Here is a 12,818-nt window from a genome sequence, read left to right on the forward strand (position 1 = left end):
GCTGCCGACCCCGTGCCGTCACCGGGGCGAAGACACTCGTACCGGTGAACGCCGCCGGGTCGTCACGAGTCCTCCGCCACGTGCCGATGACGGTTGTTGCGCCAGGCGACGGCACGACGGATCTCCGGCAGGTGCAGGCCGGTGCGGCAGGCGAGCTGTTCCAGCGTCGTCGTCGCAGCGCCGGTCGACAGAACCTGGTCGATCTTGGCCGCCCAGAGTTCCTCCTGGACGAACGGACGCCTGCGATAGCGGTCCCGCAGTTCGGCGAGGTGATCCGCACCGCAAGCGGTGAGCAGGCGCAGCCCGTCGAACCACTCCCGGCCGGCACGCACGGCGGAGGAGTCCGGTACCCAGCAGCGTGCGGTCTCCTCGGCCGGGAAGGTGCTCCCGCACAGGTCACAGAGTTCGAGTGGGGAGGGGGCCACAGCCCGCGACCGGTCTCCGCGCTCCCACACAAGACCCTCCATACGGCGTTCGGGTGGCTCTCGCCGGGTCGGTCAGCGGTGACCGCCCGGGGCACCGGTACGGGCGTCCAGTACGTCGGACGTCACGGCGTCGATCTTGTACCAGCGGGTGCGGACCGGCGCGATGACATCCAGGGTGACCGACCATACGGGCGAGTCGTCCGGACCGTCTTCCAGCGCTATGGCGCTCACCTTGCCGAACTCCGGCCGTTTCACCTTGCCGACCGCCTCTTCCGGCAGTACGCGCGCGGCGGCGACCAGGGCGGCCGTCCGCGCCTGCCCGTCAGTGGACTGTTCCGCCGGGATGGAACGGGTCAGAACCCTTCCGTCCGTGGCCGCGACCCGGAGCAACCGCACCGACCCGTCCTCGGCGGCGACCCGGACCAGCCACTGCGGCCCCTGATCCGGCGCCCGCCGCAGCTGCACGGAGACCACTTCGCTGCCGGGCACCTCGGCAAGCGCTGTCCTCACGGCCCGGTCATAGGGGACCTCGACTTCGGGCAGCACCTCCGGCCGGCGCTCCGGCGGCGGCCCGGCACACGCCGACGCGGTGGCGAGGAGCGTGCCGCACACCAGAGCGGCGGGCAGGACGGATGCGGTCCGGGCCCGGGCGGGGCTTCCGCCGAACCAGTGCGTCATGGTCGCCTGCCTCTCCTGTGGCACGCTCGACCGGCCTGCCGGACGGGGTACGCCAAGGAACGCTCCTCAAACCTGGGTGTCAGAAGCCGCTGTCGGGGCACACGCCGCCCTGCGGTGTGTCCGCTCGCGGACCGTCCGGCGGGTCCGTAATGTCCGCCTGGCTCGGTCCGGACGGGAGATGACGAAGCGGGAGGGGCGGTGCGGTGACACAGCGGCAGGTGTTCGGCGAAGTCTTCGGACTGGAGTCGATCGTCGCGGGAGTGGTCTTCCTCGTCGTGTGCGCCGTCTTCGGATGGGCGCTGATCCGGCGCCGGGCGGGCCGGCGGGTGGATGCCTCCGGGCGCTCGGAGCACCCGCGGTTCGAGGCGTACTACGTCGGCGTGCTGGGCGCGTTCGCCGTGTTCCTGGTGGCCTGGACCGCCTGGCAGAACCACCGCGAGCACCAGCCGGCCGACCGGCCCCCGGTCCGGGTGGACGTCACCGGCTTCCAGTGGTGCTGGACGTTCGCCTACCCGCAGGCGCCCGAGCGGCGCAGCGTCACCGGCACCTGCCGGCGCGGCGACCTGCCGACCCTGGTGGTGCCCACCGGCCGGCCCGTGCAGCTCCGGCTGACCTCCAAGGACGTCATCCACTCGCTGTGGGTCCCCGAACTGCGCTACAAGATGGACGCCTTCCCCGACCACGTGAACACCTTCACCCTCACCATGGACCGTGAGGGCCGCTGGATGGGCAAGTGCGCCGAATTCTGCGGGCACCTGCATTACACGATGCACTTCTGGATCAAGGCGGTGTCACCCGAGGAGTACGACCGGTGGCTCGACAGCGGCGGCAGTCAAGGGGTGGCGGCATGACGCAGGCGCCGCCCGCCACCGAGGAGACCGGCACCGGACGGCCGGTGGCACCCGGTGGCTGGCTGGGCTGGGTGTCGAGCACCGACCACAAGCGGATCGGGCTGCTCACCATCGGCACCTCCCTGGTCCTGTTCGTCCTCGTCGGCATCCTGGCGCTGATCATGCGCGCCCAGCTCGCCCGGCCCGAACAGGAGCTGGTGGGCGTGGACACCTACAACCAGCTGTTCACCATGCACGGCTCCGGCATGATCTACATGGTGATGACCCCCTTCGCGATCGGCATGGGGGTGTACCTGGTGCCGCTGCAGATCGGCGCCCCCGGCATCACCATGCCCCGCCTCACCCTGCTCGGGTACTGGCTCTACGTCTTCGGCGCCATCGTCATGCTGGCCGGCTTCGCCACCCCCAACGGCGCCCACGCCGACGGCTGGTTCTCCTACCCGCCGATGGCCGACAGCGTCCACTCGCCCAGCATCGGATCGGACCTGTGGATCGCGGGGGTCTTCGTAGCCACCACCGGCGTCATCATCATGGGCTGGACCGTGCTCTGGACGGTGCTGCGCAAGCGCACGCACGGGATGACGATGCTGCGGCTGCCGGTGTTCTCCTGGTCGATGATCGTCACCTGCCTGATGGTGATCGGCGCGTTCCCCGCCCTGCTCGCCGCGCTGGCCCTGCTCGCCGTGGGCCGCGCCGACCCGGCCCTGTTCGACTCCAACGTCTGGAACATCGGCTACCAGCACCTGTTCTGGTTCTACGGCCACCCCGTGGTGTACGTGATGTTCTTCCCGTTCCTGGCCGCCGTGGCCGAGGTGCTGGCGGTCTTCTCCGGGCGCCGCTTCTTCGGCTACCGGGGCACCGTGCTGTCGCTGCTGGTCTTCGCCGCGCTGTCGATGAGCGTGTGGGGCCACCACATGTTCGCCACCGGCCAGGCCGCCAACGACTACTACTCGCTGACCTCCATCCTGCTGCTCGTGCCCGCCGGGATCGAGTACTTCGGCATGCTCGGCACCCTCGTCGGCGGCCGGCTGCGCTTCACCACACCGATGCTGTTCGCGCTCGCCTTCATCCCGCAGTTCCTGATCGGCGGGCTCACCGGCATCATGGTCGGCACCCCCGTCATCGACTACCACGTCACCGACAGCTACTTCATCGTCGCCCACCTGCACTATGTGCTGTTCGCCGGCAGCGCGTTCGGCCTGTTCGCCGCGGTCTACTTCTGGTTCCCGAAGGTGACCGGCGTGATGCTGAGCGAGCGCGGCGGCCGACTGCACTTCTGGCTGCTCGTCATCGGCACCAACCTGACCTTCCTGCCGATGTTCGGCCTCGGCTACGAGGGGATGCCGCGCCGCGTGTGGACCTACGCGGGTTTCGAGGGGTTCGGCCTGCTCAACCTGGTGTCCAGCATCGGCGCGGCCTTCCTCGCCGCCGCCATGACCGTCTTCCTCGTCAACCTCCTGTGGACCCTGCGGCAACGCGCGCACCGCCGCGCCGAACCGGCCCCCGACGACCCGTGGCAGGCGCACACCCTGGAATGGGCAACCTCGTCCCCGCCGCCCCGCAACAACTTCACGCCCGAGCACCCGGTGCCGCCCATTGCGAGCTTCGCCCCGCTTCTCGACCTGCGGCAGCGGCGCGAAAAGGAAGCCGCCGGGCAGGGGAGCCGACCGTGAAGCGGCACCTGCCGTTCTGGGTCGTGGCCGGCTGGGGCGGCCTGAACGCCGTACTGCTGGCCGTGCTGGTCATCTATGGCGAAAGCTCGATGACGTACTGGCTGTGGGGCGGCTCCGTAGCCGGACTCGAACTGGCCGCCCTGCTGGTGCTGCTGTCCTCCCGGCTAGGCCCCGACCAGCACGTCCGCTACCGGGTGCCCGACCGCGGGGCCGGTGCCGCGCTGCCCGCCGCGCTGGGCTGCGTGCTGATCGCCCTGGCCTTCGTCTACGGGCTGTGGCTGCTGGCCCTGGCGGTGCCGCTGCTGGCCGTCGCGGTGGCCCTGGCGGTGCGCGGGACGTCTGCCCGGGAGGAGTGACAAGGACATGGACCACTCGGGACACGGCACGCACCTGCTGTCCGTGGCCGCGATGGCCTGGTCGGGCTTCACCCTGACGGCGCTGGTGCCGGGGGTGGTGGGAGTGACCCGTGACTCCCCGGTGTGGGAGCGGATGAGTCTGCCTCCGGGGCTCGCCCTGCCGCTGCTGGTCCTGCTGCACGCCTGGGTGATGCTGGGGGAGACGACCGGGCTGACACCCGCCGTGTCCCCGTTCCTGGCGGAGGCCGTGCTGCTCGTGGCGGGGGTGTTGTTCTGGGTGCCGGTGGTCGCCCGCACCCGGCACCGGCTGGGGGACACCGGGCGCTGCCTGTACCTGTTCCTCGCCGCTCCGTTGCTCGACTTGCCCGCCCTCGGCGTGATCGCCGCCGGCCACTCGGCGGAGGGCATCGCCATGATCGTCGGCATGCTGCCGCTGAGCCTCGCGGCGGCGGTGCTGACCTGGACGTGGGTGAACCGGGAGGAACGGCTGGCGTCGACGCCCGGGGTCCCGGGAGGTGAGGGCCGTGTCTGACGGTGTCCGTCCGGAGGTCCTGGTCTTCGACGTCAACGAGACCCTCACCGACATGTCCCCGCTCGCGGCTCGCTTCACGGACGTCGGCCTGCCCGGCCGGCTGCTGCCCGAGTGGTTCGCCGGTGTCCTGCGGGACGGCATCGCGCTGACCCTGGCGGGCGGCCGGGCCGACTTTGCCACCGTGGCGCGGGATGTCTTGCTCATTCACCTCGCCCAGGAGAAGGCCGGCTCGGGCGACCACGAGGCAGCGGCGGCCTACGTCCTGGACGCCCTGCCGGAACTCCCCGTCCACCCGGACGTGCCCGACGGCGTACGGGCTCTGCACGCGGCCGGGTACCGCCTGGTCACGCTCACGAACGGGTCTGCGGAGACCAGCCGTGCCGTTTTGCGGCGGGCCGGACTGGCGGAGTGCTTCGAGACGCACCTCGACGTCGAAGGGGCCGGCGGGCGCTGGAAGCCGGCACCGGCCGCCTACGCGTACGCCCTGCGCACGGCCGGGGTCCGGGCCGACGCGGCCATGCTGGTGGCCGTCCACCCCTGGGACATCGACGGGGCGGCACGGACCGGCCTGCGCACGGCGTGGCTGCGGCGCATCCCCGTGCCGTACCCCTCGGCACGGCGCCCCGCCGACCTGTGCGCCGACTCAGTGGCCGAGCTGGCCCGGCAGTTGGGCGCGGGCTGAGTCAGGGGGACGCTGGAGGAGTGTCGTCGGCATCCCGCAGCCGTTCCCGCTGTGGCAGCACCGTGTACTTGGGGTCCTCGGCAGAGGCGACCCCGCCGTGGAAGACACCGAACCGCAGGGCGGCGGAACCGGCGAGCAGAGCCGAGCCCGCCAGCGCGGCCACCGCCCGGTTGCGCCCGCCCAGACACGCGCCCAGCGCGGCGCCCACGGAGGTGAGCGTCTCGGCCGTCCGAAGCAGTGCGCGGGCCCGGCCCTGCTCGAACGGCTCGGCGGCCAGCCCCATGCGGCGCTTCATCAGCTGGAAACAACCCAGTTCGAGTGCCGCCCCGAGAGCGGCCGTGCGGCGCGCGGGACCCGTCTGCCGGATCGGGGCGCAGACCAGGGCCAGGCCGGCGGCGGCGGTGGCCCCGGACCCCGCGAAGACGTACGGCAGCTCGCGGTGCCCCTCGTGCCAGGACGGCACGGCCGTGTCGGCGATCAGTACGGCGGTGTAGGTGGCGACCGCCGGGCCGAGCACGGCGGCGGACGCCGTGGCGGCGGCGCCCACCAGGCGGTACCGGCCGGCCACGTCGGCGGCGGCAGCGGCCAGGGTGAGCGGCGCGTAACCGGCCAGCAGCCAGGAACCCACGCTCATCGGGGAGGTCGGCTTGAAGACGCGGAGCATGTGCAGGAAGCGGGCGGGCCGGCCGAGGTCGTGCACCAGGGCGGCCAGCGAGAGGGAGACGGCGCCCGCCGCGCCGAGCTTGGCCGTCCGGGCGAGCGCGGGCCTGGCGGTGGCGTGCGCGCCGGCGGCCAGCAGCGAGGAGGCGCCCGCGAGTCCGCCGAGGTAGAGGTAGCCCGCGATGTCCAGGGCCTTCCACGTCGGCTTGTTCAGGATCGGTTTGCCGTAGTACGACGAGAACTCGGCGTCGGGCACCATCGCCCGCTCGCCCCGTCCGCCGCGCCGGCGCCGACGGCGCCCGGCACGGGCACCGGTGAGGGCCTCGCGTCCCGGGCGGGCGCCTCGTACGCCGTCCTGGGTGACGTCGGACTCGCTCATCGGGGCCTCCTGGCGAAGCTGACGGCGACGAGCGCGGCGAGCGAGACGGCGGCCGCCGCCGCGTGCCGCCACATGGCGGGCAGGTCACGGGTGGTGACGACGGGGTCCGGTGGCAGGCCGTACACCTCCGGTTCGTCCAGCAGCAGGAAGAAGGCGCCGTCGCCGCCGACGCCGTCGTCCGGGTCCTCGCCGTAGAGGCGGGCGTCGGTGATCCCGGCGGCGTGGAGTTGCGCGACTCGTCCCTGGGCCCGCTCGCGCAGTTCGTCCAGTGGGCCGAACTGGATGGAGTCGGTCGGGCAGGCTTTGGCGCAGGCGGGCTCCATGCCGACGCCGAGCCGGTCGTAGCACAGGGTGCACTTCCACACCCGGCCGTCGTCGGGCCGCTGGTCGATGACGCCGTACGGGCAGGCCGGCACGCAGTAGCCGCAGCCGTTGCAGATGTCCTCCTGGACGACGACCGTGCCGAACTCGGTGCGGAACAGTGATCCCGTCGGACAGACGTCCAGACAGGCGGCGTGCGTGCAGTGCTTGCACACGTCGGAGGACATCAGCCAGCGCAGTTCCGTGCGCCCTTCCGGGGCCAGGGGGGAGATCTCCCCGGCGGGCGCTCCGGCGGGTGGGCCGTCACCGGGAGCCGGAGCAGTCGCCCCCGGGCCGGGGGAGGACGACGAGGTGCCCAGGGCGCCGGCGGCGGCGAACACGTCGACAGCCTCGTGGCCGAGGCCGGGTTCCTGCCCGCCCAGTGGCTTGCGCTGTTCGATGAAGGCCACGTGCCGCCAGGTGTCCGCGCCGAGCCCCTGGGTGTTGTCGTAGGACATGCCGGTCAGTTCCAGGCCGTCCTCCGGGATCGCGTTCCACTCCTTGCACGCCACCTCGCACGCCTTGCAGCCGATGCACACCGAGGTGTCGGTGAAGAAGCCCATCCGGGGCGGGGCATCGGGATGACCGGCGGCCCCCGCCACCTGCGGTTGCGGGCCGGACAGCAGATGTGCGTCCGGTCCGGTGGCCGGGGGCTCGGTGTCGTCCGTCATGTTCGGGCCCTCTCGTTCAGGTGTCGTCGGACCCGCCGGTCTCACCCGGCGCGGCCCGCACGACGTCGATGTGCCGCCGCTGTCCCTCGGTCACGGGCAACTCGACCCGGTCGCCGAAGTACCAGCGGCTCAGCGCGTTGCGCAGGCGGTGCTTGCGGAACCAGCGCCACGCCTCGGTGCCGTGCGCCCGGGGCCGCGGCTCATCCCGCACGACGATGCGGTACATGTCCGCCGCGGGCAGCAGCGTCCGTGCCTGCCGGTAGCCGCCGTCCGCGGACCGGCGGACCTCCGCTGCCGCGCGCCCTTCCAGCAGGCGGCGCCGGTCGGCCGCCTGCAGGCCCAGACAGGCCCGCCTGGTGGCGTGATAGGCCACGAACGGCACCACGAACAAGGCGGTGCGGAAACCGTAGGTCAGGACTTCCAGCGGCACCTTGAACACGTGGGTGAGCACGTCCTGACCGCCCGCCATGAGCAGCACCGCGTAGGCGGACACGGCGGCGACGCCCAGCGCGGTGCGGGTGGGCTGGTCGCGCGGCCGGTCGCACAGGTGCTGCTCGGGTCCCGGGCCGGTGATCCACCGCTCGAACCACGGGTAGCCGTACAGGACGACGAAGAGTGCCGTGGGCAGCACCACGGCCGGCAGGAACACGTCCCAGACGACGGTGTGTCCGGCGATGTCCGTCTCCACGCCGGGCATCAGGCGCAACGCGCCCTCCAGGAAACCGACGTACCAGTCGGGCTGGGCGTCGATGGAGACCTGGTCGGCCCGGTAGGGCCCGAACTCCCACACAGGGTTGATCTGCATCAGGGCCGCCATCAGGGTGAGGACGCCGGCCACGGTGAAGAACAGGCCGACGGACTTGGCGGTGTACTGCGGGAAGAAAGGCTTGCCGACCACATTGCGGTTGGTCCGCCCGGGGCCGGCCCACTGGGTGTGCTTGTGGTAGATCACGAACGCCAGGTGCACCACCACCAGGGCCAGCAGCAGGCCGGGCAGCAGCAGGATGTGGGCGACGTACAGGCGCTCGATGATGTCGTGCCCCGGGAACTCGCCGCCGAACACGAAGAACGCCAGATACGTTCCGACCACCGGGATGGACATCATGATGCCCTGGGCCGTGCGCAGCCCGGTGCCCGACAGCAGGTCGTCGGGGAGCGAGTACCCGGCGAAGCCCTCCAGCAGGGCCAGCAGGAACAGCGTCACACCGATCGTCCAGTTCACCTCACGAGGACGCCGGAACGCCCCCGTGAAGAAGATCCGCAGCAGATGGACGCCGATCGCGGCGACGAACACCAGCGCCGCCCAGTGGTGGACCTGACGCAGCAGCAGACCGCCGCGCACGTCGAAGCTGATGTGCAGCACGGAGGCGTACGCCTCGGACGTCTGCACACCCTGCAACGGCACGTACGAACCGGTGTACGGCTGCTCGGTCATACCGGGATGGAAGAAGAAGGTCAGGAAGACGCCGGTGAGGACGAGCACCACCAGGCAGTACAGGGCGATCTCGCCCAGCAGGAACGACCAGTGGTCCGGGAACGCCTTGCGCAGGAACTCCTTGCCCGCGGTGGCGACCGGGAGGCGCTTGTCGAGCACGGTCACCAGCCGCTCGCCGCGCGCCGGCGACCCGTCCTCCTGAGACACCGCCACGGTGTGTAGCCCTCCTGCCGCCAGACCCTGCCGACTGCCCGCCGTTCCCGCCCGAACCCCACGCTCTCCGAAAGCCTGGCACGAGTGCCCGGCCACCGCGCGGCCAAACGGCGACGGAGGGACGCCGCGCGGCACCCGGCGTTTGCGTGGCCCGGCGCCGGGCTACCCGAGGCCGCGACGGTCGGTCCAGGGCGCGGGAGGCGCGGGTGAGCAGTGTCTCGGAGTACGTGGCGGCCACCCTCCGGGCGTGGGGAGTGGACCGCGTCTACGGGCTTCCCGGCCACGGCGTGGACCCGCTGGTGGGAGCGTTGAGCGGTGGCGCGCACGCCCCGGAGTTCGTCCAGGCCCGGCACGAGGAGTCGGCCGCACTCATGGCCTGTGCCGATGCCAAACTCACCGGCCGAGTCGGCTGCTGCGTCGCCTCGTCGGGCTCCGGTGTCCTGCGGCTCGTGAGCGGTCTCTACGACGCCGCGCTCGACCGGCAGCCGGTGCTCGCCCTCATCGGTGAGACGACGGGCCCCGCGCCCGGGCGGCGACGGGCCGTATCTCCGTCCGACACGATCGCCCAGGTCTGTGAGTACACCGAGTCCGTCTCCGACCCCGCGTTGGTCGCCGACGCCCTCGACCGTGCCGTGCGTGCCGCCCTCACCGGCCGGGGAGCGGCGGCGCTCGTCCTGACCCGGGCCGTCCTGGAGGCGGCGGCGCCGGCCGGCGCGCGCGACACCGGGCGGACGGCGAAAACACCGGTGCACTTCAGCCCGTTCGTACGGTCGCCCGAGCGGGCCGAGGTCGAGCGCGCGGCCGAGGTACTGAACGCGGGCCGACGGGTCGCGGTCGTCGTCGGGCCGGACGGTTCCGGAGCCGCCCGGCAGATCGTACGGCTGGCCGACCGGCTCGGCGCCGGGATCGCCAGAACGCCGCTGGGCCGGGACATCGTTCCGGACGACGTGCCGGGAGTCGCCGGGGTGGCGGCCCCCTTCGGGGGCGAGCCCGCACACGCCCTGCTCGACGGCTGCGACACCCTCCTGCTGGTCGGGGCTCACGATCTCGAGACGGGCCTGATCCGCCCGCACGAACCCCCGTGCGTGGTGAGCGTTGACCGGAACGTGGACGCCTGCCCCGTCGACGGCCTGCCTTCCCTCACCGCGGGCCTCGCGGGCGACGTGCCCCGCATCCTGGACGATCTCGATCCCCTCCTGCGCGACACCGAGGACCGCGCCTGGCGCACCGACGTCGAACAGGCAGTCGGCAACTGGCGGGAAACGGGCCGGGCCAAGGCGCACCGCTTCTACGGGATGGCCGTGAACCCCCGTTCCGTCGTCGCCGAACTCTCCGCACGCCTCCCCGAACGCGCCGTTGTCATCAGCGACTGCGGCACCGCACTGGACTGGTGGACCCGGCACCTGGAACTGCGCGAGGGCATGTGCAGCACCCTGTCGGCCGGGCTCCGGACACCCGGCGCCGCCGTGCCCTACGCGCTCGCCGCGCGCCTGGCCTTCCCCGACCGCCCGGTGATCGCCCTCGTCGGCGACGGAGCCCTGCAAGCGGGCGGTATGAACGAGCTGATCACGATCCGCCGGCACCTTGAGCGCCTGGCCGGCTCGCCGCCCACCGTGCTGTGCGTCCTCAACAACGAGGACTCCAGCCGCCTGACCTGGGAGCGTCGGAGCGGGGAACGGGACCCGCGCATACCGGCGACCGGTGAGGTCCCCGCGGTGTCGTTCACCGGGTTCGCCGAGCTGGTCGGCCTGCCCGCCGTCCGCTGCCGACGGCCGGGCGAGGTGGCCGCCGCCTGGGACAGGGCGCTCGGCGGATCGGGACCGACGCTGCTGGAGTTCATGGTCGACGGGGACACACCGCCGGACTGGGCCGATCCGGAGCGGCCCCAGGGGGCACGGCCGCCGTCGCTTCACCGTGTCACGGGCAATTCGTGGCGCCGAAGGGTCGCCGCGTCGTTGGATGAGTTGTTCGGGTCAGGATGACGTCACCGTCTCCATGACGCGGTTTCGAAGCGCAGGAGGAGGAAACCCCGAAGCCCGTGCGTGCCGACCACGGTGTCGTGCCCGGGGGCGGGGGTCCGACGACGCGGCCGACCATGACAGGAGATGCGACGTGACCAGCTGCACTCAGCACTACAAGGTCGACAGCACCCCGGAGACGATCTGGGCCGCGCTTGAGGATGCCCACGGCTACCTCACGACCGTGATGGGGGCCGCACCGGTACGTCTGAGCGGGGGCTGGCCCCGGCCCGGCAGTGTCGCCCGGCACGAGGTGTGCGCCGGGTCTCTCCGGCAAGCGGCGCTGACCATCGTCCGGACCGCGGTGGCCCCTGACGTCCTGCACCTTGAGGTGCGGGCCGGGCTGCTCGGGACTCTGGGCGTGGACCTGGAGCTCGAACCGTGGGGCGGCGGGACGTTGGTGACCGTGCGTGAGTACCCGCTCTCTCCAACCGGACCGCTGTCCTTCGCACGGTCACTGCCGTTGATGACGCTGCTGAAGCGGCGCCATCCGGAGCTGCTGCTGCGGGTGGAAGGGGCCCAGCCTGCCGTCTCGCTGACAGGGACCGGCCGTGCGACTTCGTGACGGGGAGCCGAGCGGTGCCGGTGGGCCCGGCTCTCGCCTCCCTCGGCATCCGCAGCGCAATCAGTCCTGTGCGACAACGCCACTCCCGGCGGAGCGCGGGTGGGCACGGTGTCGTTCGGAGCAGTGGACGGGTTGCGGGCCGAGTACGCCCGCGTCCCCTACGCCCACGTCGGGTTGGTGCCGCTGCCGGACGGCTGCCGAGGCGCTGCGGGAGCAGGCCGCCCAGTTCGGCCACGAACGTGACGAAGCTGCCCCTGAGCGCAGCCCGAGTTGCTCTCGCTGGTCGTCGAAGGACTTCTCGACCCCGCTCCGCTGATCGCTCGCTGAGACGATACCGAGGACGCGCGGTCGGCGCCTGCCGGATCTTCGACGGTGTGAAGGAAGCGGGTTGGGCCGAGGTGGCGCTCGGCGTGGCAGCTCACGGCCCCACCGGACGGTGACCGCGAGAAGTTCTGGCCTGACTTCTGCCGGGTTCAGCCCGGACGACGGGCGGCCGCCCGCGTACGCCTACTTCTCGTACGTGGCCAGGGCGAGGCCCAGACCGAAGAAGGTGGGTGCCCACTCGCCGACGAAGATGCCCCAACGGTCGGCCCGTTCCTCACCCTTCTTCTCCACACTGTGCGAGGCGCACCAGGACAGGACCGACAGACCGATGGAGGCAAAGCCGGCGGCGTAGGCGTGCTCCGCGCGGATCCCGGACTCGTGCAACCTTTTGACGATCACCAGTGGCTCGCAATCGTGAAGGGGGTTTTCGTTCACATTCCAGGCCGGTACGGAGCCGTCAGCGACCTGGGACGACCAGATGGCGCAACGGGCAGTCGCCCTTTCGGCCGGTGCCGGAGGTGTTTGCCGTCGGGGCAGCCGTGGGACTCGTCCAGGCCAGGAGGTGATGGCCATGCCCGAGCCCGGAAGCAAGAAGTACGACACGCGGCGTGCGAGGTTGCGCAAGGACGCGGAAGGCTCCGGAGTCAGCGACCAGGACGCCAACGAAGCCGCCAACGAGAACCTGCAGAGCAACCCCGACTGGCAGAGCCGGGGGCCGCGGACCGAGCGCGGTCGGGGACCGGAAGGTGAGCGTTCGAAGCAGAACGAAGCCGAGTGACAGGGGGGAAGCCCAGCAGGACGCCGCCCAGCGGGGAGGCCGTGCGCCTCTCCGGACTACCCTCAAGGCTTCGTCCCTTCCCGGGCGGCCGACCGGGCAGCGTGGTGCCGAGGAGAACGGCATCGGCCCACGTCCGAGGCGATGCGTACGGCGGTCGCCGTGGCCAGTGCCGGACCGCGTCATGGTCGTGCCCCCTTGCGTGGCGAGACGCCGCCGAT

General features: G+C 71.9%; 14 protein-coding genes. 8 read left to right on the top strand and 6 right to left on the bottom strand.

Annotated elements, in window-relative coordinates:
* Positions 1 to 62 precede the first annotated feature (62 nt).
* The gene (locus tag QC283_RS08240) at positions 63 to 425 is read right to left on the bottom strand and encodes a hypothetical protein (protein WP_336620631.1); all 363 of its coding nucleotides are present in this window, start codon (positions 423 to 425) and stop codon (positions 63 to 65) included.
* Positions 426 to 497: 72 nt separating this feature from the next.
* Positions 498 to 1,103 (bottom strand): PepSY domain-containing protein, encoded by a 606-nt coding sequence (locus tag QC283_RS08245; RefSeq protein ID WP_279560708.1) that lies wholly within the window; start codon positions 1,101 to 1,103, stop codon positions 498 to 500.
* Between the two features lie 203 nt (positions 1,104 to 1,306).
* Here QC283_RS08245 and coxB point away from each other — a divergent pair, with 203 nt between their 5' ends.
* The 5 genes from coxB to QC283_RS08270 are packed head-to-tail and all read left to right on the top strand — an operon-like array spanning position 1,307 to position 5,197.
* Positions 1,307 to 1,954, top strand: a complete 648-nt coding sequence (coxB, locus tag QC283_RS08250) for a cytochrome c oxidase subunit II (RefSeq protein ID WP_279560709.1) — start codon at positions 1,307 to 1,309, stop codon at positions 1,952 to 1,954.
* Positions 1,951 to 3,627 (top strand): cytochrome c oxidase subunit I, encoded by a 1,677-nt coding sequence (locus tag QC283_RS08255; protein WP_279560710.1) that lies wholly within the window; start codon positions 1,951 to 1,953, stop codon positions 3,625 to 3,627. Before coxB ends, QC283_RS08255 begins: the two co-directional genes overlap by 4 nt.
* Positions 3,624 to 3,983 carry a hypothetical protein gene (locus QC283_RS08260; RefSeq protein ID WP_279560711.1) on the top strand — a complete coding sequence of 120 codons (360 nt, stop codon included), beginning with the start codon at positions 3,624 to 3,626 and terminating at the stop codon, positions 3,981 to 3,983. Before QC283_RS08255 ends, QC283_RS08260 begins: the two co-directional genes overlap by 4 nt.
* A gap of 7 nt (positions 3,984 to 3,990) precedes the next feature.
* Positions 3,991 to 4,515, top strand: a complete 525-nt coding sequence (locus QC283_RS08265; protein WP_279560712.1) for a hypothetical protein — start codon at positions 3,991 to 3,993, stop codon at positions 4,513 to 4,515.
* Entirely contained in the window at positions 4,508 to 5,197 is a 690-nt protein-coding gene (locus tag QC283_RS08270; protein WP_279560713.1) for a haloacid dehalogenase type II, read from the top strand. The genes QC283_RS08265 and QC283_RS08270 overlap by 8 nt, the downstream gene beginning before the upstream one ends.
* Position 5,198: 1 nt before the next feature.
* Here QC283_RS08270 and nrfD read toward each other — a convergent pair whose 3' ends face one another.
* From nrfD to qcrB, 3 genes are read right to left on the bottom strand one after another with little or no spacing between them, the layout of a single operon-like run.
* Entirely contained in the window at positions 5,199 to 6,236 is a 1,038-nt protein-coding gene (gene nrfD / locus QC283_RS08275; RefSeq protein WP_279560714.1) for an NrfD/PsrC family molybdoenzyme membrane anchor subunit, read from the bottom strand.
* Positions 6,233 to 7,267: a 4Fe-4S dicluster domain-containing protein gene (locus QC283_RS08280; protein WP_279560715.1), complete on the bottom strand. Its 1,035-nt coding sequence runs from the start codon at positions 7,265 to 7,267 to the stop codon at positions 6,233 to 6,235. Before QC283_RS08280 ends, nrfD begins: the two co-directional genes overlap by 4 nt.
* A 16-nt stretch (positions 7,268 to 7,283) precedes the next feature.
* Positions 7,284 to 8,915: a cytochrome bc1 complex cytochrome b subunit gene (qcrB, locus tag QC283_RS08285; protein ID WP_279560716.1), complete on the bottom strand. Its 1,632-nt coding sequence runs from the start codon at positions 8,913 to 8,915 to the stop codon at positions 7,284 to 7,286.
* Between the two features lie 206 nt (positions 8,916 to 9,121).
* Here qcrB and QC283_RS08290 point away from each other — a divergent pair, with 206 nt between their 5' ends.
* Both QC283_RS08290 and QC283_RS08295 read left to right on the top strand, forming a co-directional pair.
* Positions 9,122 to 10,897, top strand: coding sequence for a thiamine pyrophosphate-binding protein (locus tag QC283_RS08290; protein WP_279560717.1), 1,776 nt, complete (start codon positions 9,122 to 9,124; stop codon positions 10,895 to 10,897).
* Between the two features lie 130 nt (positions 10,898 to 11,027).
* Positions 11,028 to 11,498, top strand: a complete 471-nt coding sequence (locus QC283_RS08295) for an SRPBCC family protein (RefSeq protein ID WP_279560718.1) — start codon at positions 11,028 to 11,030, stop codon at positions 11,496 to 11,498.
* 507 nt (positions 11,499 to 12,005) lie between these two features.
* On the opposite strand, the gene QC283_RS08300 is transcribed toward QC283_RS08295, so the two are convergent.
* Complete coding sequence (locus QC283_RS08300) at positions 12,006 to 12,221, bottom strand: hypothetical protein (protein WP_279560719.1); 216 nt, start codon at positions 12,219 to 12,221, stop codon at positions 12,006 to 12,008.
* A 172-nt stretch (positions 12,222 to 12,393) separates the two neighbouring features.
* Between QC283_RS08300 and QC283_RS08305 the strand changes: the two genes are divergently transcribed.
* Positions 12,394 to 12,600, top strand: a complete 207-nt coding sequence (locus tag QC283_RS08305; RefSeq protein WP_279560720.1) for a hypothetical protein — start codon at positions 12,394 to 12,396, stop codon at positions 12,598 to 12,600.
* The last annotated feature ends 218 nt before the right edge of the window (positions 12,601 to 12,818 follow it).

Source organism: Streptomyces sp. DH41 (genome assembly GCF_029813785.1).
In the GTDB taxonomy this organism is placed as follows: Bacteria; Actinomycetota; Actinomycetes; order Streptomycetales; family Streptomycetaceae; genus Streptomyces.